20 protein-coding genes and 1 CRISPR repeat array are annotated in these 26,665 nt (G+C 39.8%); of the genes, 16 read left to right on the top strand and 4 right to left on the bottom strand.

The window, feature by feature from the left end:
* The first annotated feature begins 32 nt into the window (after nt 1–32).
* Nucleotides 33–1,142, top strand: a complete 1,110-nt coding sequence (locus tag AC2TDL_RS06335) for a S1C family serine protease (protein WP_484699360.1) — start codon at nt 33–35, stop codon at nt 1,140–1,142.
* 103 nt (nt 1,143–1,245) lie between these two features.
* On the opposite strand, the gene AC2TDL_RS06330 is transcribed toward AC2TDL_RS06335, so the two are convergent.
* Both AC2TDL_RS06330 and AC2TDL_RS06325 read right to left on the bottom strand, forming a co-directional pair.
* Nucleotides 1,246–2,325 (bottom strand): hypothetical protein, encoded by a 1,080-nt coding sequence (locus AC2TDL_RS06330; RefSeq protein ID WP_484699358.1) that lies wholly within the window; start codon nt 2,323–2,325, stop codon nt 1,246–1,248.
* Nucleotides 2,326–2,540: 215 nt separating this feature from the next.
* Entirely contained in the window at nt 2,541–3,149 is a 609-nt protein-coding gene (locus tag AC2TDL_RS06325; RefSeq protein WP_484699356.1) for a superoxide dismutase, read from the bottom strand.
* A 304-nt stretch (nt 3,150–3,453) separates the two neighbouring features.
* Between AC2TDL_RS06325 and AC2TDL_RS06320 the strand changes: the two genes are divergently transcribed.
* Nucleotides 3,454–3,876, top strand: a complete 423-nt coding sequence (locus tag AC2TDL_RS06320) for a GNAT family N-acetyltransferase (protein ID WP_484699354.1) — start codon at nt 3,454–3,456, stop codon at nt 3,874–3,876.
* Between the two features lie 167 nt (nt 3,877–4,043).
* A protein-coding gene (locus AC2TDL_RS06315; RefSeq protein WP_484696053.1) for an IS3 family transposase occupies nt 4,044–5,377 on the top strand; the annotation gives its coding sequence in 2 pieces (ribosomal slippage) (nt 4,044–4,428 and nt 4,428–5,377; 1,335 coding nt in all).
* A gap of 63 nt (nt 5,378–5,440) precedes the next feature.
* Here AC2TDL_RS06315 and AC2TDL_RS06310 read toward each other — a convergent pair.
* Both AC2TDL_RS06310 and AC2TDL_RS06305 read right to left on the bottom strand, forming a co-directional pair.
* Nucleotides 5,441–7,813, bottom strand: coding sequence for a glycoside hydrolase family 95 protein (locus AC2TDL_RS06310; protein ID WP_484699352.1), 2,373 nt, complete (start codon nt 7,811–7,813; stop codon nt 5,441–5,443).
* A 68-nt stretch (nt 7,814–7,881) separates the two neighbouring features.
* Nucleotides 7,882–8,754: a helix-turn-helix domain-containing protein gene (locus tag AC2TDL_RS06305; protein ID WP_484699351.1), complete on the bottom strand. Its 873-nt coding sequence runs from the start codon at nt 8,752–8,754 to the stop codon at nt 7,882–7,884.
* Between the two features lie 174 nt (nt 8,755–8,928).
* Between AC2TDL_RS06305 and AC2TDL_RS06300 the strand changes: the two genes are divergently transcribed.
* The 13 genes from AC2TDL_RS06300 to AC2TDL_RS06240 all read left to right on the top strand — a co-directional run bounded on the left by AC2TDL_RS06300 (nt 8,929) and on the right by AC2TDL_RS06240 (nt 26,659).
* Complete coding sequence (locus tag AC2TDL_RS06300; RefSeq protein ID WP_484699349.1) at nt 8,929–9,765, top strand: amidohydrolase family protein; 837 nt, start codon at nt 8,929–8,931, stop codon at nt 9,763–9,765.
* Nucleotides 9,766–9,783: 18 nt separating this feature from the next.
* The gene (locus AC2TDL_RS06295; protein ID WP_484699347.1) at nt 9,784–10,767 is read left to right on the top strand and encodes an aldo/keto reductase; all 984 of its coding nucleotides are present in this window, start codon (nt 9,784–9,786) and stop codon (nt 10,765–10,767) included.
* Entirely contained in the window at nt 10,767–11,783 is a 1,017-nt protein-coding gene (locus AC2TDL_RS06290) for a zinc-binding alcohol dehydrogenase family protein (RefSeq protein ID WP_484699345.1), read from the top strand. Before AC2TDL_RS06295 ends, AC2TDL_RS06290 begins: the two co-directional genes overlap by 1 nt.
* Nucleotides 11,784–11,971: 188 nt before the next feature.
* Nucleotides 11,972–13,073: a CRISPR direct-repeat array (repeat unit 32 nt; unit sequence GTCGCACTCCATGTGAGTGCGTGGATTGAAAT).
* A 400-nt stretch (nt 13,074–13,473) separates the two neighbouring features.
* Nucleotides 13,474–20,196, top strand: a complete 6,723-nt coding sequence (locus AC2TDL_RS06285; RefSeq protein WP_484699343.1) for a collagen binding domain-containing protein — start codon at nt 13,474–13,476, stop codon at nt 20,194–20,196.
* A 133-nt stretch (nt 20,197–20,329) separates the two neighbouring features.
* A complete protein-coding gene (srtB, locus tag AC2TDL_RS06280; protein ID WP_484699341.1) occupies nt 20,330–21,121 on the top strand; it encodes a class B sortase in 792 nt (263 codons plus the stop codon).
* A 114-nt stretch (nt 21,122–21,235) separates the two neighbouring features.
* A complete protein-coding gene (locus tag AC2TDL_RS06275) occupies nt 21,236–21,787 on the top strand; it encodes a DUF402 domain-containing protein (RefSeq protein WP_484699339.1) in 552 nt (183 codons plus the stop codon).
* A 5-nt stretch (nt 21,788–21,792) separates the two neighbouring features.
* The gene (gene lepB / locus AC2TDL_RS06270) at nt 21,793–22,317 is read left to right on the top strand and encodes a signal peptidase I (protein WP_484699337.1); all 525 of its coding nucleotides are present in this window, start codon (nt 21,793–21,795) and stop codon (nt 22,315–22,317) included.
* A 14-nt stretch (nt 22,318–22,331) separates the two neighbouring features.
* Nucleotides 22,332–22,766 carry a ribonuclease HI gene (rnhA, locus tag AC2TDL_RS06265; protein WP_484701076.1) on the top strand — a complete coding sequence of 145 codons (435 nt, stop codon included), beginning with the start codon at nt 22,332–22,334 and terminating at the stop codon, nt 22,764–22,766.
* Nucleotides 22,767–23,966 carry a tRNA epoxyqueuosine(34) reductase QueG gene (gene queG / locus AC2TDL_RS06260; RefSeq protein ID WP_484699335.1) on the top strand — a complete coding sequence of 400 codons (1,200 nt, stop codon included), beginning with the start codon at nt 22,767–22,769 and terminating at the stop codon, nt 23,964–23,966.
* A 160-nt stretch (nt 23,967–24,126) separates the two neighbouring features.
* Complete coding sequence (locus tag AC2TDL_RS06255) at nt 24,127–24,384, top strand: YneF family protein (protein WP_484699333.1); 258 nt, start codon at nt 24,127–24,129, stop codon at nt 24,382–24,384.
* A 112-nt stretch (nt 24,385–24,496) separates the two neighbouring features.
* Nucleotides 24,497–25,090 (top strand): GTP cyclohydrolase I FolE, encoded by a 594-nt coding sequence (folE, locus tag AC2TDL_RS06250; RefSeq protein WP_484699331.1) that lies wholly within the window; start codon nt 24,497–24,499, stop codon nt 25,088–25,090.
* Nucleotides 25,091–25,314: 224 nt separating this feature from the next.
* Entirely contained in the window at nt 25,315–25,512 is a 198-nt protein-coding gene (locus tag AC2TDL_RS06245) for a hypothetical protein (protein ID WP_484699329.1), read from the top strand.
* On the top strand, nt 25,499–26,659 hold the full coding sequence (locus AC2TDL_RS06240) for a hypothetical protein (protein WP_484699328.1): 1,161 nt from the start codon (nt 25,499–25,501) through the stop codon (nt 26,657–26,659). Before AC2TDL_RS06245 ends, AC2TDL_RS06240 begins: the two co-directional genes overlap by 14 nt.
* Nucleotides 26,660–26,665 lie beyond the last annotated feature (6 nt).

Below are 26,665 nucleotides of genomic sequence, written 5' to 3'. Positions count from 1 at the left end.
AAAATGTTACGGTAAATGTGTGGGAGGATTTCATGAACTGGAGAGCAATACTGGTCATCGTTGGTATTCTCCTTATGCTTGGTGGAGGAATTATTGCATATGCTGAGATCAAAGAGCTCGTGCCAAGACAATTAAATGGTGCACCATTAATTGCGGTTGGAGAAAAAACTAAATCGTTGAAGGATATTATTTTTGAAACACAAAAGTATGTAGTTATGCTGGAAACAGATATGGGCAATCAAGGCTCCGGATTTCTATACAATGATCAAGGTGATTTGATTACCAATGCTCATGTGGTTACTGGTGTCCGTCATGTACGAGTCAAAACTTCAGATGCTCGTGAGCTAACTGGAGAAGTGATTGGTATCAGTACCGATATTGATGTTGCTGTAGTAAGAGTGCCAGAGCTTGCGGGCGGTGAAAGTCTATCCTTAGTGAAGTACGAAAAAGCAAGTGTAGGGGATGAAGTGCTATCAGTAGGTAGTCCGCTTGGTTTCCAAAATACAGTGACGACAGGAATTATAAGCGGTGTTGGCCGTAGTTTACAGATTCCACCGTACACTTATACGGATTTATATCAAATTTCAACGCCAATTTCACATGGGAATAGCGGTGGTCCATTAGTTGATGCAACGACGGGTGCGGTATTAGGGATTAATTCAGCAGGTCTAGAAAATAGCTCAATTGGTTTTAGCATCCCTATTGTCAATGTGCTTCCACTAATTGAGGGCTGGTCGAAGGAGCCAATGACGATGCTGCCTGGCTTGTCACTTACAGATGAGGAGACAGTTTCCGAAGAAGAAAAGCAACCGCTAGATCAGTTAGCTTCTTATTTAGTAAAGCATTTTTACGATGCAATTAACATTGGCGACTACATCTATGCTTATAAGCTGCTGGGCAGCAATTGGCAGGAAAGTACGAGTTATGTAAAATTCCGTGAAGGCTATATTCATATGCGTAATATTTCAATTGATGATGAGCATATTTCATTAACAGATGATGAAGCCATGGTGACTGTCGTCATCTCTGCCGATCAACGAGTCGAAGGAGCATATAATTTTGTAAAACAGCAAATCACTTTCCGAGTAGGTTACGAGGATGAGCAATTAAAGCTTTTAAGCAGTAAAGTGAAAGCACTGTAGCTTTGCAATATTTTTTATAAAGCGGCTGTCCAAAAGGTCAGGTTTACACGACTTTTTGGACAGCTCTTTATTTTTAAATCAAAATCATGACACTGTTCAGAAATTAACTAACAATTATCGATAATACCAATTGATCGCTTGGTTGTAGTTGTTGATTCATCATGGAGACAGGTATCATTTGCCCATTAAGCTGTAAAGTATAGCTGACATTGCCGCCTATAGCTACTCCACTTACAGCGATAATTTCTCCTTGTGGAGATATTTGAATCACACCAGTACTATTAAGAGCATCATAAACAGTTAGACCTGGCTGATAAGTTAATCGGTAAGAGCTAGTCGCATTAGGATATGCTACACCGCCATTTATCGTAATATAAATATATTGCTCACGTCCTCCCCCGAAAGGAATAGGAATTGGCAGCGGGATGATTGGTCCCCAAGGTCCGAATGGCCCTAAAGGTCCAGGTCCCCAAGGTCCAGGCCCCCAAGGTCCAGGCCCCCAAGGTCCGGGTCCCCAAGGTCCAGGCCCATGTCCAGGCCCGTGTCCAGGTCCCCAAGGTCCAGGCCCATGTCCAGGCCCGTGTCCAGGTCCCCAAGGTCCAGGCCCGTGTCCAGGTCCCCAAGGTCCAGGCCCATGTCCAGGTCCATGTCCAGGTCCCCAAGGTCCAGGCCCGTGTCCAGGTCCCCAAGGTCCAGGCCCATGTCCAGGTCCGTGTCCATGACCAGATCCATGTCCAGGTCCGTGTCCTGACCCAGGGGTAGGTCGTTCTTCAGCGTTAACATCATAAGAGGATTTCTCGTTTATCCATTCTCCTTCAGTAAACTGATCTTCCTCGCGCGGTGTAGCAGGAATTGATTGCTGGTAAAATGGGGTTTGTGATGAATCAGTAGTATCTACAGGTTGAACAACATTCCAAGGTCCAGGTCTGCCTGGAGGAACAGGAATCCATGGCCCAGGAGAAGGTCCATACGGAGACACAGGAGTTCCCCAAGGTCCGGGCGTCCAAGGAGCAGGTCCGTAAGGAGGCACAGGAGCTCCCCAAGGTCCAGGTGTAAAAGGTCCAGGACCGTAAGGACCAGGGCCGACTAATGGTGGAACTGATACAATGACAGGAGAACGAGCCGAGTCGAATTCATTCTCAAGCTCATGATTAGGTTGGTTATGCAAAGGTTCATTATTCATGTAAGTACTCAAACTCCTTTTCAAGCATTTTAGGCGTTCGTCATGCAGTAGCTTATGCAAATGGCTTGAAATGGGTTCCTGTACCTAGCAGAAAAACTATTCATCAACGAGTTTTTATTTTCCTTAATAAATAGAAATATTTTAAATGCAAAAAGGACCAAAAAACATACCAAAGTATGCTTTCTAGTCCTTTATTGATCTTGCGTTGAGTTATATTATAGAGCTGCTTCGTAGCGTTTGCCTACTTCAGCCCAGTTTACAACATTCCAGAATGCTGCAATGTAGTCAGGGCGTTTGTTTTGATATTTCAAATAGTAAGCATGCTCCCAAACGTCAAGTCCAAGGATAGGAGTTTTACCTTCCATAAGTGGGCTGTCTTGGTTTGGCAGGCTGTAAACTTCAAGCTCACCATTGTTTACTGCAAGGAAAGCCCAACCGCTACCAAAGCGAGTCGTAGCTGCTTTAGTAAATTCAGCTTTGAAGTTTTCGAAGCTACCGAATTTGCTGTTGATTGCTTCAGCTAGTTTACCAGTAGGCTCGCCACCGCCGTTAGGACCGATAGTTTCCCAGAACAAGCTGTGGTTAGCATGACCGCCGCCGTTGTTGCGAACAGCAGTACGAATTGCTTCAGGAACACTATCAAGATTTGAAATTAGCTCTTCAACAGATTTGCTTTGAAGTTCTGGAGCAGATTCCAAAGCTGCATTTAGATTAGTTACATAAGTATTGTGATGACGCCCATGATGAATTTCCATTGTTTGAGCATCAATGTGCGGCTCAAGTGCATTATGAGCATAAGGTAATGCTGGTAATTGATGTGCCATATTCAAAAACCTCCAATTTAATATGTAGTTACTTTATTTATTATCCCTTATTTGATGGAATAAAGCAACATCAGTGTTTAAAAAGTCTTGTAAAAAACTACTCTCATTAAGTATACCAGTGAGTAAAAATAATATACATTTATCGATAAATAACAACCGAAAATCGCAAACATTGTAAAGCGCTTACAAATAAAATGTTTGTTTTTTTGCGTATTTTCAATATATAATAGCTCTATTAGGCAAATTTTATATAAAATTGTCGAAATATCTTTAGATACTGATCTTTCAGAAGTAGGTGTAAACGATGAATGTACGTTCGATTCAATTAGCAGATTATCGCAGCATCAAGGAGCTTTTTGAGGCAGTTCTTACTGAAGAAGTATGTGAGCAAACATTGCAAGCATTCGGACGCCAATTAAGCTGGGATAGTGACCTGGTACTGGTCGCTGAGGATAATAACGAAATTGTTGGCGTAATAATTGGAACAATCGACAATAACAAAGGTTACTACTATCGAATAGCGATTGCAGAGGATTATCAGAATAAAGGTATAGACAATGATCTTGTTCGCGCTTTAAGACAGCGCTTTGAACAGAAGAAAGTTTCGAAAATTTATGTAACGGATGATGAATACAATCAACCAATTTATCAAATTTTTGAATCGTTAGGCTATGCAACTTCTGATTTTATTCGTTCAATTCAAAAGTTAAGCATTGTCAATGGATAATAAACAGCAATCATATATCATTAATAAAATTATAAGATTAGGTTTTAAATATTAAAGGGCAGATGCGCAAGTAAAATGTACCCAATAAGATGGACACTTGAAAAAGGTTATCTTATTGGGTCTTTTTTTGATTATAATGAACAAAACAACAATCGGAGCCGATGAATATGAGCAAACAATTATTTACAAGAAAACAACAGGAACAATTAAGACAAAATCCTTATGTAAAAAGAGTTAGCGAAAAAGCAATTACGTATACGGACGCATTTAAGCAGTTATTTATTCACGAGTATGAGCAAGGGAAACTCCCCTCTCAAATTTTTGAAGAAGCTGGGTTTGATGCAGAAGTGTTAGGGATGACACGTATCTGGAAGGCCTCTAGTCGTTGGCGTGCAGCTTATAAGGATAACGGAGTAGCAGGATTAGAGGATACACGTAAATATAGTTCTGGTCGTCCATTAGAGCGTGAGTTAAGCATCGAAGAGAAATATGCACGTTTAGAGGCGAAGATGAAATTAGTACAAGCAGAGAATGAACTATTAAAAAAGCTCGATCAACTAGAAAGGCAGATGATGAAAAAGAAATCCTATTAAGTACCAGTCAAAAATTTCAACTCATTCATCAGATTATTGAGAAATATCAATTAAAACGACTTGCTAGCTATCTTTGTAAACTCACAGGCGTATCACGTTCAGGTTATTATGGTTATTTCAAAGAAGAGGCAGTACGCAATCGGAGAAAACGTGAGGAAGCCGATATGAAATTGAAAGCGATCATTCTAAAAGCCTATCGTTTCCGCAATCGAAACAAAGGGGCACGTCAAATTAAAATGACGTTAGAAAATCAATATCAGATTATATTTAACTTAAAACGAATTCGTCGTATTATGAAAAAATTTTCAATCATATGTCCGATTCGAAAGGCTAATCCATATCGAAGAATGGCGAAAGCAACAAAGGAACATCGAACATGTCCAAACCTGCTACAACGTCATTTTAAGCAAGGGGTAGCAGGAAAAGTATTATTAACGGACATTACCTATTTAACGTACAAATACGGAAAACGTGCCTATTTGTCTACCATAAAAGATGCTGTAACAAATGAAATTTTAGCCTATGAAGTATCCGATAAAATCACTTTAGATATTGCAATCAACACGCTCCAAAAACTGAAGTTAAAACATCGTCATTTAACCAAAGATGCTTTTATTCATTCCGATCAAGGTATGCACTATACGCATCCTAAATTTCAAAAGTTGGTAAAGAAAATGAAGTTAGGTCAATCGATGTCACGTAGAGGGAATTGTTGGGATAATGCCCCACAAGAATCCTTCTTTGGACATCTCAAAGATGAAACAAGGATTAGTCATTGTGAAACGTTAGACGAGGTTAAACAAGAAATTAAGGACTATATGATCTATTACAATTACTATCGTGGTCAGTGGAATTTAAAAAAGCTGCCGCCTGCAAAATACAGACAGCAGCTAGAACAAGTCGTCTAACCTTTTAATAATTGTCCTTTACAGAGGGTACATTTTAAAGTTAGCGCCTGCCCTTATTTGTTACTATTGCACAAGTATCGTATAGCTTGCACCAGCTTCTGCAGTAAACGAGAACTGACCGTTATGCAGCGTAGTAACGGCTATAGACTTACCATTTTGCAGTACGGAAATGTCCTTAGCAGCAATTCGTAATGTACAATTGCCAGTATGAGTAGCAGAAATGATTGCTTCTTGCAGTTTGCCTTCACGCCAAGTCATATTGACCTCATAACCGCCCCGTGCTCGTAAGCCTTTCACGCTTCCTGTTGCCCAAGCGTCAGGCAATGCCGGTAGAAGATGCAATTCCTGTTCGTGAGATTGCAGCAGCAACTCGGCAATTCCTGCTGTTGCTGAGAAATTCCCGTCAATTTGGAATGGTGGATGTGCGCCAAGCAAGTTTGCATAAACTCCGCCGCTGTTATTGTATGAACTGTTGCTCGGTACTAGATTTAATACATTGTTTAATAATTTATGCGCGCGATTTCCATCTTTAAATCGAGCCCATAGCGCAACCTTCCAGCCGAGACTCCAACCTGTGCCACCATCGCCGCGAATTTCTAATGATGTTTTAGCAGCGTTAAATAGTGCTTGCTCCTTAGACTCGGTTAATTGTTTGCCTGGATATACGCCAAACAGGTGGGACACATGACGATGATGAATATCTTCATCCTCAAAATCGACCGACCATTCCTGCAATTGTCCATGCTTGCCAATTTGCAGCGGCTGCAAAGCATTAAGCGTATCCTTTAACTTTTGCCGGAAATTCTCATCAATATTTAAAATTTGCGATGCCTCTATGCAATTTGACAGCAGATCCCAAATCATCGTTAAGTCCGCTGTAGTAGAACGGCTAACAGCATATAATTGACCGTTAATTCTAAATTTATGTTCTGGTGAAGTTGATGGTGCAGTCTGCAATTTGCCGTTTTCATCACAATATAGCCAGTCTAAAATAAACTCTGCCGCACCGCGCATTAACGGATAAGCTGTTTCTCGCAAATATTGATTATCTAAGTTAAAAGCATAGTGCTCCCATAAGTGTTGAGCAAGCCATACACCGCCGAACGGCCAAAATGCCCATACAGGATCGCCTTCTCCGAAATTACCTACCGGTTCAGATTGCGCCCATAGATCGGAATTATGGTGTGCTACCCAGCCATTCATCCCATAGTTATTACGAGCTGTTCTCGATCCATTTTTGGCAAGTGCGTCGATAAACTGCAATAACGGTTCATGACATTCTGCTAAATTAGCCACTTCTGCAGGCCAATAGTTCATTTGCGCATTAATATTTAAAGTATAATTGCTGCTCCAAGGCGCACGAGTTAAATTGTTCCATATTCCTTGCAAATTAGCAGGGCGAGTACCAGGTCGAGAGCTAGAAATCATCAGGTAGCGACCATACTGAAAGAGCAGCTCTACTAAACCAGGATCGCTAGCTCGATACTGGGCTATTCTTTGATCGGTAGACAACTCTGCTGGTGCGAGGCTTTCTCCTAGCTTCAGTTCTACCCGATTAAATAATGCTTGATAATCGGTAATATGAGCCGACTTTAATTCTTCCAAGCTAATTTCCGCTAATGCATCTAAAGTGCGCTTTGAAGCTAAAGCAGGATCAACATCATAATCTATATTAATTTTCTGTTCATTAAAATTTGTAGCGGCACTAATATATAGGGTTGCACTGGTTGCCCCTGATACATGAATACCATTATTTTTAGCTATAAGTTTTCCATCATGGTGAGCGACACGTATTCTGCCATGGAAACGAAGTGACTTTGCATTATCCTCTTCTCCATATTGAACTGGATTGGTGACATTGCAATAACTTGGCCAAACTTGCTCTGGCGCTTGACCAAATATCATGAGATCTTGCTTCTCAATTAACGTCTGATGACGCAACGTGCTATGTAACTGTAAATGAAAATTAAGTGCACCGACATCGCTAGCTTTAAGGGTAACGACAATTACTCGATGGGGATAGGAAGCAAATACTTCACGGCTATAAACCGTTGTTCCTACGCAATATTCCACTTTTGCCAAGCTGTTTTGCAAATCAAGCTCGCGTTTATATTGGTGGTAACAATCTCCGTGCTCCATCGTAAGGCTTAGATCGCCTAGAGGTAAATAGGATTGCGTGTACGGTCCAAACATCTGCTTGGTTAACTCATCAGCCTGTGCGTAATCTCCTCGTTCAATGGCAGCTCTCACTTTTGGGATAGCAGCGGAAGCGTTCAGATTACTGCCATCCTTTGGATAACCTGACCATAATGTATCCTCATTTAATTGCAGCAACTCTTTTTCTACTCCCCCGAAAATCATAGCTCCTAGTTTACCGTTACCTACAGGTAATGCCTCCGTCCAAAAATTTGCGGGAGAATGATAAACAAGCTTCATAAGATCCTTCCTTTCACATCATAATAGATTGGATATCCATTTATATCATCGGGATGATCTTGGACTACTTATGTTTTAGCAAGGGAGTCATTTACATATTGTCTTGGCGTTACTCCAGTAATTTGCTTAAATACACGGTAAAAATGGGTTGCGGTTTGAAAGCCGCATTGCTCTGCAATAGTATCGATATTTAATTCTGTTGTTAATAATAGCTCTTTCGCTTTTACAATTCGTTTTGCATTAACGTAGTTCGTAACATTCATTGTTGTAAGCTGGCGAAATACTCGCGAAAAATGTGAAGTCGATACAGATGCCTGCTTAGCGAGCAGCTCTAAACTTAGCTCTTGTTCTGGATGCTGGTCAATCGTTCGTAATGCGGTAAGCATCCAGGAAGGAATATGATGTGAGCCTGCTGCCAGCTTAAATGAGCTTGAGCTCGTTAGGCGATTAAGCTTTAACAATAGCTGACACAGTTCAAGCCAAAGTGCAGTTTGGTAGCCAGTGGAGCGGTTGCTCCATTCCTCATTCATCTTGGACAAAGTTTCTTCAAGCATAGCTTGTTGCTCCTTGGTTAGCTCAAGCTTATATTGCTTTTTCTGCTTGGCACTCTCAAAGCAAGCAAGCGATGAATAGCCTGCCTCGCTTGGCGTGCTGTTCACTAGATATGGTGCAAAAAAGATTGCTGAGGAAACGATAGGCTGCTCATCGTCTGGTAAGGAATGATGAATGGTGTTGCCTGGTATTAGAAAGAAATCTCCTTTTTGCTTCTCATACCACATATGATCGATAAAAATTACCCCTTTGCCTTCATGAATATAAACAAGTTCGTAGTGATCATGAAAATGCTCTGGAAGTTCATTATTTTGCTTTTTAACAGCTCGATAAACAAGCTCGAAAGGAAAAAGCAATTGATGATGAAAGGACTTGCGTATCGGCTTCAATTGTCTACCACCTTTCTATAAATAAAGGTTTGTTCTATAATATCAAATTTCGTTATAAATATGCAATATAAAGCCTTTACACTATCAAAATTTGTAGTATAGAATATAGAAAATGATTAACTTACTTGTTTCGATTTGTTGTAGCAAGCTTAATTTTAATTAAGGAGGATTGTCATGAGAATTGATGCACATCAACATTATTGGGCAATTAATCGTGGCGATTATGGATGGATAACCCCACAAATTCCAACGTTATATCGCGACTTTTATCCAGATGATTTACAGTCATATTTGCAAAAGCATCAGTTAGATGGAACGATTCTAGTACAAGCAGCTCCTACAGTAGCTGAAAGTAAGTTTATACTTGAACTTGCCGACAAAACTCCTAATATTTTGGGAGTGGTAGGCTGGATTGATTTCTTTGCAAGTGATTATAAGCAGCAATTTGCTGAGCTTAGTCAATATAAAAAACTTGTTGGCTTAAGAATCATGCTGCAGGATATGGAGGATTGCAGTAAGCTGCTTGAAGAAAAGGTTTTACATAGAATTGCCTATTATGTTGAGCGTGATCTTCCGCTAGATTTACTTGTTGTTGCTAGTCAGCTAGATACTGTACTGGCGTTACTAGAACATTTCCCGAAGATGAGAGCAGTTATTGATCATATTGGCAAGCCAAACATTGCTAGTGGAGAATTTCAGCCGTGGGCGGAGCAAATCAGTCAGATCGCCCAATACGAGAATGTATTTTGTAAGTTATCTGGCATGGTGACCGAAGCGGATCATCAAAGCTGGAGCAACGAACAGTTTATTCCATATATCGAGCATGTGTTAGCATGCTTTGGCGATAAAAGAGTGATGTACGGCAGCGATTGGCCTGTATGCTTGCTGGCAGCCAGCTACGATCAAGTGATAGAAATTGTTGAACGTGCAATGCCTAAAACATGGGGGCTAGAGGAGAAGGCAAGACTTTTTGGCTTAAATGCCGCAGCATTTTATAAGCTGTCATTTTAGAACGTGAGGAGAATGAACATGCAATATCGAAAACTGGGAAATACCGATCTAACCGTCTCCGCATTAAGCTTTGGAGCATCATCGCTAGGTTCTGTTTTTCGCGATACTGATGATCAGGAAAGCATTAAAACTGTCCATACTGCACTTGATCTTGGAATTAATTATATCGATGTTGCTCCCTATTATGGTTTAACGAAAGCCGAGACTGTGCTAGGCAAAAGCTTGAAGGGATTGGACCGAAGCAAGTACTATTTATCGACCAAGGCAGGTCGGTATGGAGAGAACAGCTTTGATTTTTCTGCCTCACGAATTTTTGCTAGTATCGATGAAAGTTTAATGCGATTAAATACCGATTATGTTGATATTCTTTTTCTGCATGATGTGGAGTTTGTTTCGGCAGATATTATCGTGCATGAGGCGATACCTGCATTACATCAATTAAAGCAGCAAGGAAAAATCCGATATTGCGGAATTAGCGGCTTGCCGTTACAGATGTTTGAAAAGCTGTTACCGCAAATCGAGGTAGATTGTATTTTATCCTACTGTCATTATTCTTTAAATGACAGCTCGCTTTTACGTTTATTGCCTTTATTAGAGCAGTCTAAAATCGGCTTAATTAATGCCTCTCCGCTTTCAATGGGGTTATTAAGCACACGTTCTGCTCCAGACTGGCATCCTGCAGACGAGCAGGTAAAGGCAATATGTAAGCAAGCAGCGGACTTTTGTGCAGCTCAAGGCTATGATATTGCTAAGCTAGCCGTTCAATACTCTACCGCTAATCCAGCGATTCCAACTACATTAGTAAGCACGGCTAATCCGCTTAATATAGCAAATAATGTCCGCTGGGTGGAGGAGGAACTAAATGAACAGCTACTAGCTGAAGTATTAAAAATCTTAGAGCCGATTGCTAATGTTACTTGGGCAAGCGGACGACCTGAATATAACGAAGGGCTTGCCAAACAAGAAGCAGAGTCGGCACCTGACCAAAGGAGAGAGCAATAATGAAAGGGATTCTCTGTGAGCAAGTTGGAAAACTGAACTATGTTGATTCGCTAGCGGAGCCCCTTCTGCAAGATGGTTTTGCTATCGTAGAAATTCGCCGCATTGGGATATGTGGAACAGATTATCATGCCTTTGCAGGAAAGCAGCCTTATTTTACGTATCCGCGTATACTCGGTCATGAACTGGCGGGAGTAATTGTAGACATCGCTGACAATGATCAGGGCTTTAAAATTGGAGATCAAGTCAGCATTATTCCTTATTTTCATTGTGGTCATTGTAAGGCGTGTTTGCAGGGGAAAAGCAATTGCTGTCAAAGCATGCAAGTTTTTGGTGTACATATTGACGGCGGAATGAGAGAGCGGGTTGCTATCCCGATTACTCATCTTATTTCCTGCAATCAATTAACGCTTGATCAAGCGGTACTGCTAGAACCGTTAGCAATCGGAGCACATGCGATTGCTCGTTCGGGCTTAAAGCAGGGGCAAACTGCACTCGTTATTGGAGCGGGTCCTATTGGGTTAGGGATTATGGCATTAATTCATAGTATGGGAGCAAGCGCTATTGCGATGGATATGAATGAGGAACGTTTGAAATTTGCAGCATCTTGGGCTGGTGCCAAGCAGCTTGTGAATGCTATGGAACAGCCCGAGCAACAGATCTCTGAGCTAACGAATGGTCAGTTTCCAGATGTCGTATTCGATGCAACAGGAAACGCGCAATCGATGATGGATGCATTCCGTTATACTGCTCATGGAGGAACGTTAGTGTATGTTGGCTTGTTTAAAGGAGATATTGTTTTCCACGATCCTGACTTTCACCGTAAAGAGCTAACATTAATGGGAAGTCGAAATGCTACTCGGCAAGATTTTACTACGGTCTTGCAGGCGATGGAGAATGGTTATATTGATGCAAACCGCTATATTACCCATCGCAGCAGTTTAGAGGGAATGGTTGAACAGTTTACAGAGTGGCTGAAGCCTCAGTCAAAAGTGATTAAAGCAATTGTTGAGCTGTAAGGCTGGCTTAGCATGGTTTGGTGCGGATCGGAAGCTCACATAAAATCCCTAGGAGATCCGCACCCCGCATAAAATAAGGGTTTTTGCGATTTTTCACGTGATTTTTTGGTATAATTATGGTAAATTTAAATCGATCCGCACTTAAGCGTTTGCAAAAGCTTGCTACGCAAAGGTGAAATATGCGGGCTGTCGCACTCCATGTGAGTGCGTGGATTGAAATAGGAGGATTGTAGTTGAAGAAGTTATTAATCGTAATGTCGCACTCCATGTGAGTGCGTGGATTGAAATAAAAGTTATAATACGACTCTTGATTAATGCAAGGTCGCACTCCATGTGAGTGCGTGGATTGAAATCTCGATAAATATGCGCCAGTAACCGTTAGCCACGGTCGCACTCCATGTGAGTGCGTGGATTGAAATTTGCGGTAGGTACGTATATCCGCATTTTTGGCAAGTTGTCGCACTCCATGTGAGTGCGTGGATTGAAATTCTAATTAGTTGTGATGTTATATGCTTGTCCAAATGTCGCACTCCATGTGAGTGCGTGGATTGAAATAGCTTTTATGTCCTGATACTCAGACACTCTTTCGAGTCGCACTCCATGTGAGTGCGTGGATTGAAATCGCATTTACCGCATCAAAGTAAGCCTCTACGCTGTCAGTCGCACTCCATGTGAGTGCGTGGATTGAAATAGCATACGTATCGGCAATACTCTCGCCGTGTTGGTCGCACTCCATGTGAGTGCGTGGATTGAAATAGAAGTACCTAGCTGCAGAGCTAGAGGCTGAGATCGTCGCACTCCATGTGAGTGCGTGGATTGAAATACAAAATTTTTAGAGATGATGACCCTTGCTCATCGTCGCACTCCATGTGAGTGCGTGGATTGAAATGGTTTAATAGTTAAAAAATATATGGCTAGTTAGCGTCGCACTCCATGTGAGTGCGTGGATTGAAATTTGTCATCGTCGTCATACCAGTTATGTACACTGTGGTCGCACTCCATGTGAGTGCGTGGATTGAAATAAACCGTCAGAAGGCGGTACAGGTGGTAATGGTGGGTCGCACTCCATGTGAGTGCGTGGATTGAAATAAACCGTCAGAAGGCGGTACAGGTGGTAATGGTGGGTCGCACTCCATGTGAGTGCGTGGATTGAAATCAATAGTGCGACTCTGGGAAAAAATTTTTGAGATGTCGCACTCCATGTGAGTGCGTGGATTGAAATCTTTTTGTAATGGGGATTAACGTTGGATTGCGAATCGTCGCACTCCATGTGAGTGCGTGGATTGAAATCTGTGTCACCAAACGGTTTATCTGCTTGTAATGCAGTCGCACTCCATGGGAGCGTGAAAATTGCCCCATCCTATCACAACTCAAAGTCTCTTATAACAATTAAAATAGACATAAAAATTTAATTTTCATAAAGATATAACAACCCCCAATTTTTTCAGTTATTCAACAGCTAATTTTTCGAATTTCTTAACAAAATAACTTACGTAACAATTGATAGCTAGCTTGCTGATCTTTAAACCGATCAGGAGCTTTTTTTATTTTCAAGCGTTTTCAATAAAAGTGTACATTTGATGTTCAGAAATTGTTTAGGTCACATTCTTATACTTTTGTGGGATATTCTAATTTGAAGATAATTGAATAATTATCGAAAAAAATAGAAAAAGGAGAGAAAATCAAAAAAATGAGAAAAGCAAGTTTTGCTATTATGGCTCTACTACTGGTTTTTCAAGTTTTATTTAGTCCACTAACTATTTTTGCAGAACCAGATGATCTTTTACCTCCTGTATCGTCTGAGGAAGGCAATGGTGCAGACGATAGTGGAAACGAGAGCGAATTTGTGACACCACCAGAGAATGCGGGTGGAGATGAAGGTGAAAATCAAGCTCCGCCATTAGATGAGGATGGAGATGAAGGTGAAAATCAAGCTCCGCCAGAAAATGAGGAAGGAGATGAAGGTGAAAACCAAGCTCCGCCATTAGATGAGGGTGGAGACGAAGGTGAAAACCAAGATCCAGTTGAAGGAGAGGATGGAGAAGCAACTTCATCAGAGAATGATGATGATCTTATTATACCTTTGAATATCCTTGCAGCAGGAGTAGAAATTCCTGGAGTAGAGTTAACTGAGTTTACGCTTACGATTAATGGCGAACCAGTGGCACCTCCTGAATTTACAGCTGAGCTGCCTCAAAACCAGATTGCTCAAGGGAAATTTGTATTTACGATTGATTTGCCAGAAGACGTAAAAGCAGGAGATTATTTTCAATACGTATTACCTGCCTCACTAATTGATTATGATAACAACTTTAATGGTAATAAACCAGCTACTCCAACTTCACCTGCCTTTGAGTGGAGTACGAACGGAAATTTGGTAACAGTTAGTCTAAGCGAAGATCCTTCCATAGATATTGCTGGTGCTAGCCAAGTTGAATTTGAAATGAACTTCGTATCAGGATTTCAACTTCAAGGAAATAGCCTAGAGCAAAACCTCGATATTCCAAAAGCAGGTGGCGGATCTGAAACCGTCAAATTAACGTTTCTTCCTGCATCAAGCAACGAAAAAATGGTAACAAAACAATCTAAAGGTGTAACGATTAACAATGGTGATCGCATTATTGATTGGGAAGTTTGGGTCAATAAAGCAGCTAAGAACTTACAAGGAGCAACGATAACTGATTCACCAGGTGCAGGTCATGAGCTTGTTCCAAATTCAGTAAACATCGAGCAGTATGAAGTTGGTTTAGACGGTTCGAATACATTGATTGATGCAACCTATTTAGAAAACGGGAATTTCAATAGTGTTGTATTGAATGGAAGGTACGCATATAAAATTACTTACCAAACAAAGGTTAACCTTAGTCAAGATGAGCAAGAGGGGACTAAAACCTTTACCAACAGCTTTGCATTAACAGATCCATCTTATTCAGCAACAGATCAAGCATCTGCTTCTACTACTTATGGAGTAGCATTAGAGAAATCGTTAGTATCAGGAAATAATTACAAGAAGTCGTGGGAAATTCGTTATAACTATAACCAAGCATTAATACCTGATAACGAAGCCAAACTTCAAGATAGTATAACAGCAGGCCATCTTATTGATACTAGCTCAATTAAAGTATACGAGGTAGACGTAGATGAAACAGGAAATGCAACTGGTTCTGGAACTCTAATTACTAGCGGCTATAGCATTTCATCATCTAACACGCTCGACAGTAGCTTTACATTAACCTTTAATTCAGCGATTACAAAAGCATATCGGATTACGTATGATTCTTATTATTCATATGACTTCTACGTGGGGAACAGTGCGACTGTAGAAAATACTGTGACCAGTGGCAGCAACAAAACATCTAAGGCTCCGCATTCGCTGTCAGAGGGGATATTAAGCAAGAATCGTTATGTAAATACGAATACAAAGGAAATTACATGGACAATTACGATTAAGGCAGATAACGATTCGATTTATGGTAAAGATATTACAGGTTTAGATATTACAGATGTCTTTTCGGCAGATTCATATACTGGTCCACATGCTTTAGTAGATGCTAATGAGGATAATGTCATTGATATCAATGACATTACAATTATAAATATAATAGGTGGAACGGTTAGTCTTGAAGCAAATGGCTTCAAAATTACAGGCGGTACAATTGAAAAGGGAAAAACAGCAACGATTACGTACAAGACTAAATATGCTATCAAGCCTGATGGTTCTGTCTATACTCAAGGTTATGGCAATACAGTAACAGCAGAATGGACGACAGATAGAAGCTATTCAATTACGAAAAAAGCAAACTACAAACCTGCAGACAATTCAGTTAATAATGGACGTAAGCAAGGTACATTTGATTATGTAACTCAACGATTTAACTGGGATATTAAAGTCAACATTAACAAGCAAGATATTAATAGTGCAGTGTTGGAAGATACAATTGGTGAGGGACATGAGTTCGTCGATGGCTCACTAGTTGTTAAGGAATTTATTTTAACTAACAATCATGCAGATGATGACTCTGGTACTGAGGAGGCTATTTTACCAGCAAGTAAATATATCCTTAATGTTGCAGCAGATAAGAAGAGCTTTACGTTAACATTTGATTCTAATTTAGGTTCAGATAACAATAAGGTATATATTGTCAAGTACCAAACGATGGATTCTAACCATATTATCGGGATTGAGTACACCGATAAGTCTGAGAAAAATAAACCATATACAAACACTGCTAAATTTACAACGTATGGTGGTGGAAATCCTAAAGTTTTCGAACTTCCGCCAGCATCAGTAACCGTGGAGCATGGCAACGAACTAATTGAAAAAACAGTAACAGGTAATACGAGTCCTTCTAATGATGAGTTATTAACATGGTCTATTAATGTCAATCGTTCATTTTCGACGTTAGGAGAAACGAAAGTTACAGATACGCCATCAGCTAATTTGATGTTGCTTCAGGATTCATTAGAAGTTAGAAAGATTAATGTAGTTTATAATGGTACATTATCTTATGGTTCATGGAATAATCCTGTTAATTTAGGCTTTGATGTAACGTTTACAGCTAATGGAGGCTTTATTATTGATTTTGGTCCATTAAATAAAGAAGCCTATCAAATTCGATATAAAACGCTTGTACTCGGAGCTCAAGGAGAAGCATTCAGTAATGAGGCTGCAATAGAATTCAGCTATGCAACAGCTGAAAATCAGGAAACTGAATTGAATTATAATGATTACTTCGCATTTAGTTCTTCGGATGCAGATTTTAGATTGACAAAAGGCAGTCTAAGCTTCCAAAAATTCGGCTATCATTCACTAACAGGCGAGAAGAAGCCGCTAGCTGGAGTAGAATTTGATCTTGTGAAACGTGTACGCGGTACAGATTATGTGATCGCTACTGGAACTACAGATGCTGATGGAATTATAGTTTTCTCTGATATCAACTATGCGAAGTACTATATTAAAGAGAAGGCTGCTCCAACAGGTTATTATTTGATGCCAGACTATGAAATTAAGCTAGATGAAACGAAAGATACTAGCCTAAACGAAAATGGTGATCTGCTTATTGAGTTAGTGAACCAAGCAGACTTTGATCCAGCTAATGCTTGTGCAACCTTTAAGCTGACAGTTTATGACTTAGACGGTAATCTTGCAGCAGGTAAAAATATTACTTTAGAAGATAATCAAGGTAATGTTGTGTATAGCGGCACGACTAATGCGTCTGGAGAAATTACAGATATTATTCGTCCAGGTACTAGTGGTACTGGAACAGCGGTTGCCCCTGGCACCTACATCGTTAAAGGCGGTAACATTTCAGCAACTGTCACTGTGCAATACACAGGTACAGATTGTGAGGATGAAGTGCAGCTAGCCTGTCCGACATTTGTATTGACGATAAACAGCTCTGAGAGCTTAGAAGGCAAGCAAGTTACGTTAAGAAAAGATGGAACAGGCACAGATATTAGTGTCGGCACACTTAATGCTAACGGTAAAGTTACATTAGCTTCACCATTAACAGGAGGTACTTATTTTGTATACCTCGATGGAAAATTAATTACTGAAACTATCACTATAGATGAAAATTGTAGTGCTACGCTTCAATTTGTAGCAGGTTGCCCAGCCTTTACTTTAACAATTAATGGCCTGCCAAACGAGCTATTGTCTGGTTTAGTTACAGTTAAATTAAATGGGTCGACTTCAGAAATTAATTTAGGCAATTTAGACGGTACTGGAAAGCTGTCTACTAGTAAGCTAGCGTCAGGAACTTATAGCGTATATGTCGATGGCAAGCTAGTTACAGAAACCATTGTTGTAGATAATGATTGTCAAGTAACCATTGACTACGTAGCGGGCTGTCCAACATTCACTTTAACAATCAACAATGTGCCAAATGATTTAGTAGGAAAAGAAGTAGTAGTTAAGAAAGACGGAACTGGCGCAGACATCGTACTAGGCAACTTAGATGCAGCAGGAAAAGTAACAGCGACGAAGCTAGAAGCAGGCAACTACAGCGTATATGTTGATGGCAAGTTAATTACAGAAACCATTGTTGTAGATAATGATTGTCAAGTAACCATTGACTACGTAGCGGGCTGTCCAACGTTCACTTTAACAATCAACAATGTGCCAAATGATTTAGTAGGAAAAGAAGTAGTAGTTAAGAAAGATGGCACTGGCGCAGACATCGTACTAGGCAACTTAGATGCAACAGGAAAAGTAACAGCAGCGAAGCTAGAAGCAGGCAACTACAGCGTATATGTTGATGGCAAGCTAGTTACAGAAACTATTGTTGTAGACAATGATTGCCAAGCGACAATAGAGTATGTAGCGGGCTGTCCAACATTTACTTTAACAATCAACAATGTGCCAAATGAGCTAGTCGGAAAACAAGTAGTAGTTAAGAAAGACGGAACTGGCGCAGACATCGTACTAGGCAACTTAGATGCAACAGGAAAAGTAACAGCGACGAAGCTAGAAGCAGGCAACTACAGCGTATATGTTGATGGCAAGTTAATTACAGAAACCATTGTTGTAGATAATGATTGTCAAGTAACCATTGACTACGTAGCGGGCTGTCCAACATTCACTTTAACAATCAACAATGTGCCAAATGATTTAGTAGGAAAAGAAGTAGTAGTTAAGAAAGACGGAACTGGCGCAGACATCGTACTAGGCAACTTAGATGCAGCAGGAAAAGTAACAGCGACGAAGCTAGAAGCAGGCAACTACAGCGTATATGTTGATGGCAAGTTAATTACAGAAACCATTGTTGTAGATAATGATTGTCAAGTAACCATTGACTACGTAGCGGGCTGTCCAACGTTCACTTTAACAATCAACAATGTGCCAAATGATTTAGTAGGAAAAGAAGTAGTAGTTAAGAAAGATGGCACTGGCGCAGACATCGTACTAGGCAACTTAGATGCAACAGGAAAAGTAACAGCAGCGAAGCTAGAAGCAGGCAACTACAGCGTATATGTTGATGGCAAGCTAGTTACAGAAACCATTGTTGTAGATAATGATTGCCAAGTAACCATTGACTACGTAGCGGGCTGTCCAACGTTCACTTTAACAATCCATGATGTATCAGAAGATGATCTTGGTAAGCTTGTAAAGCTAGTATCAACAACGAATGGTTCAGAATTTACGGCTGGCACGATTAATGGCATTGGCACAACTACGTTGACACTGACAGCTATTCCGAATGATACTTATCGAGTATTTATAGATAATGAAGAACTGTATGGTAAGTTAATTGTAAATGCAGAGCAAGATTGTACAGGATCAATTTACACACCACGTTTATGCAATGTGTATACACTTACCATCACTCCAGCGGATGGACTAGGAAACGTTGGAGCTGGCGTGAGAGTGATTATTAAAACAGCAAATGGTACTGTTGTTGCAGATACGGTAACAAATGCAGATGGAAAGATTTTATTAACTGAACTAGTTGAAGGTTCAACTTATGAAGTATTCAATAACTACGATCAAAAATTAGGCGCGATTACCGTATCGTATGAGGAAGGCAAATGTAATGATGAGATTAAAGTAGTTCAAAATGCTTGTCCAGCATTTACATTAACAGTAAGAAATTCATATTCTAGTCCACGTGCAGGCCTTGAAATTAGTATTAAAACTGATAAAGGTTCAGATGGTATTGTTGTTGCAACAGGTGTGACTGATACTCAAGGTAAACTAGTTATTCCATATACAATTGAGCCGGGTAATTATTATGTGTTTGCTGGAAATACTTTTCTAGGTATCATCTCTGTGAATAATAACTGTAGTGCACTTATCCAGCCAAGTTCGTATGTTGAACCAGAACCAAGTGCAACACTAGAGCCAACACCAAGTCCAACACTAGAACCAGAACCAAGTGCAACACCAGAGCCAACACCAAGTACAACACCAGTAACACCAGAACCGAGTGAACTGCCTGAGATTGAACCGAGTGCGACACCAGAACCGTCTCCAAATTCGTCTGAGTTAGAGGATATTATTAAATTGATTCCTTCACTACCAGGAGTACAAGATACAACTACAAAAGATAATGCGGCTGAAACGAAGTATGACATCATCGATGTTCACAAGGTGATTGAAAATATTAAGAAAGATCAAGAAAAACAAGAGCAGACCCTTAAGAAACTAGAAAATTTTGTTGAGAAATATGAAAAATTATCACCAGAAGAAAAGAAAGTCGTTGATGAATTAATTGATGTTGACACAGTGAAAAATATGTTATCTCAATTGCAAGAACAAGCAGAAACCTCATCTTCTAACGCTAGTCCAAATAAGTCAAATGATTTGCCTAAAACAGGCGACTCAATTAACTTAATGATTGGCTTGTTCATTGGAAGTACTCTACTAATCATAGTTCTGTTATTGAACGGCAGACGTAAGATGTATAAGCAATAATGAATGATGTTAGTTGCTAAGTGAATAGCAAAAATTTAAGAAAGAGAGTGCGCACATCTATCTATTGATGTGCGCATTCTTAATTAGCAAAGCAGTTAATTTTATTAATGTCAACGGTATGCATCTCTTGCAAATGAATCGGAGGTGTAAAGTTCTGAAATCAATCAGGTATATTGTACTTGTGCTATTAATTGCTGTACTTGTTTATAGCGGTATCAATATTGCAGTGTATGTAGTTGATGGGTACACCAGTAAGAGAATTAATGAACGCTTAAAGCAGCAATATGTTGCGTCCATTTCACTTTATGCTAATGATACTAAAGATGATATCGCCGATGACGAGCTATGGTCAGCTAAGCTAGAACAGCTTTATCGTCAGCGTTTTACGAGCTTACAAGAAATTAATTCGGAAATTGTGGGCTGGATTAGTATTGCAGGGACGAATATCGATTATCCTGTTGTGCGACATAGCGATAATGATTACTATTTATCCCATAATATTGAGCACTCAAAATCGTCACACGGGGCAATTTTTATGGATTATCGTAACCTAAATTTGGCAGAGGATCGTCATACAGCTATCTATGGTCATCATATGAAGGATGGCAGTATGTTTGGCATGCTATCGAAATATAAGGATGAGGATTACTATAAGGAGCATCCGATTATTCGTTTTGATGAACTAGAGCAATCAACCGAGTGGCAGATTTTTTCTGTTTATGTTTATACGACAAAGTATCATTCTTTTCAATTAGAGTTTCAGGATGATGCTGATTATGAAGCGTATTTACAGAAAATAATGGAATCATCCCAGTATAATACTGGAGTTGAGATAACGGTCGAAGATCAATTATTAACGCTTGTGACGTGTACTTATGAAGTAAGTGATGCGAGATTTATCGTACACGCTAAAAGAATTCGTTAAACCCTCTAAATTATGAAGCTAGCAATCAATGCCCGCATAACGAAAAGTTAAAAAAGAGACATCGCCTACTCAATTAGGTTATAATAGAAAGAAAACCGAAGGGAGGCATGGGGAATGGATCGATTTGAACCATGTGTGATCAAGAGCTTTAAACACGATGGTCATGTTCATCGTGTATGGCAAGAAAATTGGGTTATTCCGCATGCCGAACTGTTAGAGCCTCATCAGCAAGAAGGCATGATTGTTATTGTCAATCAGCAGACACCAATTGTAGAGGCGAATGGCAAGCAATGGACAAGCCGTGTTCCTGCTGTTTCCTTTTTTATTCCTGGTTGCTGGTATAACGTGGTCGCTTTGATAGAAGAGGGCGGCATACGTTATTATTGTAATATCGCTTCCCCTCCGTATTATATGAATGGTACAGTAACCTACATTGACTATGACCTTGACGTTTTGCTAACGTTAGACGGAAGATGTTTAGTGGTCGATGAGGATGAATATGAACAGCACAAGCAGCGTTATAATTATTCCCACATTGTTGAAGAAAAGGTACAGGCGGGTTTACACGAACTGCTGCATCGAATTGAACAGGGAGAGGCACCATTTCAAGAACAGCCTGTGAAATATTATTATAATAAATGGGTTGAAGGGATTAAGGAGGAGTAAAATTCATGCTAGCTGAACTATGGGATTGGATTAAAACAATCGCCATATCATTCGTTATCGTTTTTTTAGTTCAAGCATTTTTATTTTCACCAGCTATTGTAAGCGGCAGATCGATGGAGCCAACATTGCACGATAAGGAATGGTTATTTTCTAATAAAATCGTATATTTACTCGGTTCTCCAAAGCGAGGAGATATTGTTGTTCTAAACAACCCGCATCGAGCTGAGGAGCCTAACAATAAATACTTTGTTAAGCGTGTAATTGGGATTGGCGGGGATCATATCGTCATTAAGGATGGTGCGCTTTATCTAAATGATGAGTTATTAGAGGAATCATACACCGATTCAATTATTGAAGGTAATGAGTCTATTGATCTAATCGTACCTGAAGGACAATATTTTGTTATGGGTGATAATCGCAAATTAATGATGAGCAACGATAGCCGCAGCTTTGGTCCAATTGACGAGGACGAGATTATTGGACGTATCGACGGTATCATTTGGCCGTTATCCGACTTTGAATGGTTTTAAGAGGTGCGTTATTGGTGAAGGAAGTAACGATTTATACGGACGGGGCTTGCTCAGGGAATCCTGGCCCAGGCGGCTACGGTGCGATTTTATTTTATGGTAAGCATCGAAAAGAGCTTAGTGGAGGAGAACGAGCAACGACCAATAATCGCATGGAAATTATGGCGGTTATTAAGGCGCTTGAAATTTTAAAGGAACCATGTCGTGTTACTGTGTATAGCGATTCTGCTTATGTCGTAAATTGCTTTCAAAAAGGCTGGATTTACGGTTGGTTGCGCAATGGTTGGGTAAACAGTAAAAAGGAACCTGTAGAAAATCAAGATTTATGGAAAGAGCTTTGGCGATTAATGAGTAAGCATCAGGTCAATTATGTAAAAGTAAAAGGACATAGTGACAACGAGTTTAATAATCGTTGTGATGAATTAGCTCGTGCAGCTATAAAAGGGTTATAAATGATGGAACGCTGGCAAAATCTAAAACAAGAAATGAAATGGATAGCTAAGGATTTGGGGATTGATGCGATTGGGGTAGCATCTCCTGATCCTTTTGTTGTGTTAAAGGAGCGGTTAATTCGTCACCGCGAGCTCGGCCGAGAGTCAGGGTTTGAGCCAGTTGATGATTTAGATCTTCGAACAGACCCGGCTTTATTATTTGATCAGCCGAAAAGCATTATCTCGATTGCTGTTGCTTACTCTTCTAAGCTTGAGAATCCTCCTAAATCGGTAGAGGGAGCGCGGCGAGGGATTTTTTCAAGAGCATCATGGGGGACGGACTACCATGTAGTATTACGTGATCGCTTAACTCGTTTGGAGCAATGGCTGCGTGAACGAGAACCTGAGCTGCGCGCTAAAATAATGGTTGATACAGGAGAGTTATCTGACCGTGCAGTCGCTGAGCGAGCAGGGATTGGCTTTAGTGGCAAAAATAGCTTTATAATTCATCCTGAACTAGGCACATGGATTTATTTAGGGGAAATGATTACGAATTTACCTTTGCCGCCAGATGAGCCAATCACTGATATGTGCGGGGAATGTACAAAATGCATTGATGCCTGTCCTACTGGTGCTCTTGTTGGACCTGGCGAGCTAAATGCGCAAAACTGCGTCTCATATTTAACGCAAACAAAAACGATGCTGACGGATACGCAAATGCGTAAAATCGGTAATCGCTTATATGGCTGTGATACCTGTCAAATTGTATGCCCAATTAACCGAGGAAAAAATTGGGATCATCATCAGGATATGCGACCAGATCCAGAGCTAGTTAAGCCGCTTCTTATTCCTTTGTTAAAGATAAGCAATAAGGAATTTAAAGCGAAGTATGGCCATATGTCTGGATCATGGCGAGGGAAAAAGCCGATTCAGCGCAATGCAATTATTGCGCTAGGCAACTTTAAGGATGAAACGGCTGTTCCAGAGCTTATTGATGTGTTAAAAAATGATCCGCGTGAAGTATTGCGCGGAACTGCAGCATGGGCACTTGGCAGAATTGGTACAGAACAAGCGTTAGCTGCCTTGCAGACTGCTTTAGAGCATGAGCAGAATGAGGAAGCATTGCAGCAAATTAAGCTGGCATTGCAAATGGATCAAGCAGATCAAGCTTCTCAGGGAAGTGAACATGCAGCAGTGGACAAGCAAGACAATAATCGTTGAACTAAGCGACAGCAATTACAAACGGGCAGTTGCAAGGAAAGCATGAAGCAGAAATGAATTCTGCGATTATACGCATTTTTGCAATTGCCTAATGCTATTGTTCATGGTATTATACAGGGATGTCAAAGCAAACATTGTATCGAAAGGTTAAGGTGAAACGATGGCGTGGTATAATATTGTAATTCCAATTGTAACACTAATTGTTGGATTGATTGGTGGATTTATTATCGGGGTGTATTATCTGCGCAAGCAGCTTGAAAATATGCAGAACAATCCAGAATTAATGCGCAAGCAGCTTGAAAGTATGAACCCAGAAACGATGCAAAAAGTTGCGAAGTCTATGGGACTTAATCTAAATGCAAAACAAATGCAAAAAGCACAAAAAATGATGAAAAATCAAAAGTTCCCTCGTAAATAATAGATATTGAGGGCTAATTATAGTAGTTAGATTGCCTATTTTAAGCGTCGTTAGATGCTTGAGGTAAGCTTCATGCCGCATATGAAGCTTTCAGAAGGGAGCGGGAGGAAAGATGGCGGGTAAGAAGGATTACGTCAATTCGCTGGTTTCCAGCAACCGAGAGAAAATTGAAGCACATATTAAGGAAATATTAAAATTAATCGGTGAAGATGTAGAACGCGAGGGGTTATTAGAAACACCAGCCCGTGTAACACGGATGTATGAGGAAATATTTGCTGGCTATGATGTTGATCCTCGTGAGGTGCTGGGTACCGTATTTGACGAGAACCATGAAGAATTAGTTATTGTAAAAGATATTGTGTATTATAGTCAGTGCGAGCATCATATGGCGCCGTTTTTCGGCAAGGTGCATATTGGCTACTTGCCTAGCGGTAAAATCGTAGGTCTAAGCAAATTAGCTCGCTTAGTTGAAGCAGTAACTCGTCGCTTGCAGGTTCAAGAGCGTATCACTACACAAATTGCTAATATTCTTGAAGAAGAATTGTTGCCACAAGGAGTTATTGTCGTTGTGGAGGGTGAGCATTTATGTATGTGTGCCCGCGGTGTTAAGAAACCAGGCAGCAAAACGATAACTACTGCTACTCGCGGCTTGTATAAGCAAGATGCAGCGCTGCGAGCAGAATTTATGGAATTAATTAAGCATTAAACTAAAGTTTAAAATCAGCAAATAAGGGCTTTCAGCTGTCGTATGACAGTTGAAAGCTTTTTTTATTGTCATATTGTGTATTAGCACGAAGTGAACTAGCTTACCACGAATAACTTTAAATACTAAAATCAAAATAATACAAAATATTGTATTATTTTTCCGATCAAAAACCTAGATTTTTGATATAATTTTATTAATTAATGTTAATCAATCTGGAGGAATTTATGAAAAGTAATCTTGAATTTAATGATTGCATTAACCATAAATCAAAAATTATAACCCATTTACAGGAAATAGTTGCAATTGGAGAGCAATTAAAAGTTTTAGAAGTGAATGATCATCTTCAAGACACGAGAAAATATTTAGAGGAAGAAACGTTTAAGCTTACAGTAGTAGGAGAATTTTCTCGTGGCAAATGCTGATTCAAAAATACCTATTCACTTTATATTAAATAAAGCAGATTACTTAGATGAAGATGAGCTTGAAGAAATATGCGAAGATATTCGTAGAAAGCTGCAAAAAGACTATCGCAGCGACGTGCAAATATTTCCATACTCCTCCTCATATGATGAAGATTATAACGAAACGGCTATAGAAACGTTATGCAATGCGGGTTTAAATAGCGATCAGCGAAAAATAAAAGCTGCTCTTCCAAAGCTCTATCAGGTACTCCGTATTGATAAGAATAGTAAGACAGCAGAGGAAAATAAACTAGCCAATACAATTGCTCAAGCTCAAGCGCTTCTTGAACAGCTCCGAGATCAATATGTTGAAGTGTATAGGTATCGATCGAAGCTTATTGATAAGGCAGTTGAACTATTTAAAAATATGCTCTCTAATCTATCACTTGATGTTGAGCAATTATGTTATGATAGCTTGCTGCCGTTTTCAAATTTAGTCACTCACGAATGTAATCTTAAACTAGTTCATCAGCATTTACATGTTCAAATTAATCAATGGATGCCTGAAGATTTATTTACTTACATCTGGAATCACATTCAACATCATTTATCTTCGTGGATGAATGAGTTAAAAGATGAAATTGTAAACTATGCAAAATCACTCAAAGGAATAACTGAAATTGAGCCTATGATTGGTGAAAATATAGTTGTTGATGAATTAATGAACGATTTACAACAGCATTTTATAACTGCCAGGTATATAAAATCTGGAGTGCTCAATAACCCTAACATTCCTAATATTGCACTAAATAATGTAGGGAGAATACTTGGTCAACAAAGTCGTTTCCATTCTTCAGCATTGCAGGTTGAACAATACAGGAACTATTTGGTGCAAAACAGCTTTAATGAAATGGCATGTGATTATGCACATCAATATATTAGAGCGCTAGTGCCATTTGAAAAAGATTTAGTTGATAGCTTATTAAAGGTATCCGGTCATACTGAAACCGAGCTAATTAATAGAATCAATCAGCATAATCGTTCAATATCAATTTTCAACAATAGATTGATGCAAATTGAGCAGGATAAATCCAAGAATAAAGATACATTTGAGCGTATAAAGCTCATATTACGGCAAATCGAATTGGACTATTCCCATACAAATTAATTTAAG

The organism is Paenibacillus sp. plas6 (assembly GCF_057221655.1).
Note: the sequence above shows the minus strand (reverse complement) of the source record. Positions and strands in the feature narration are given on the sequence as shown.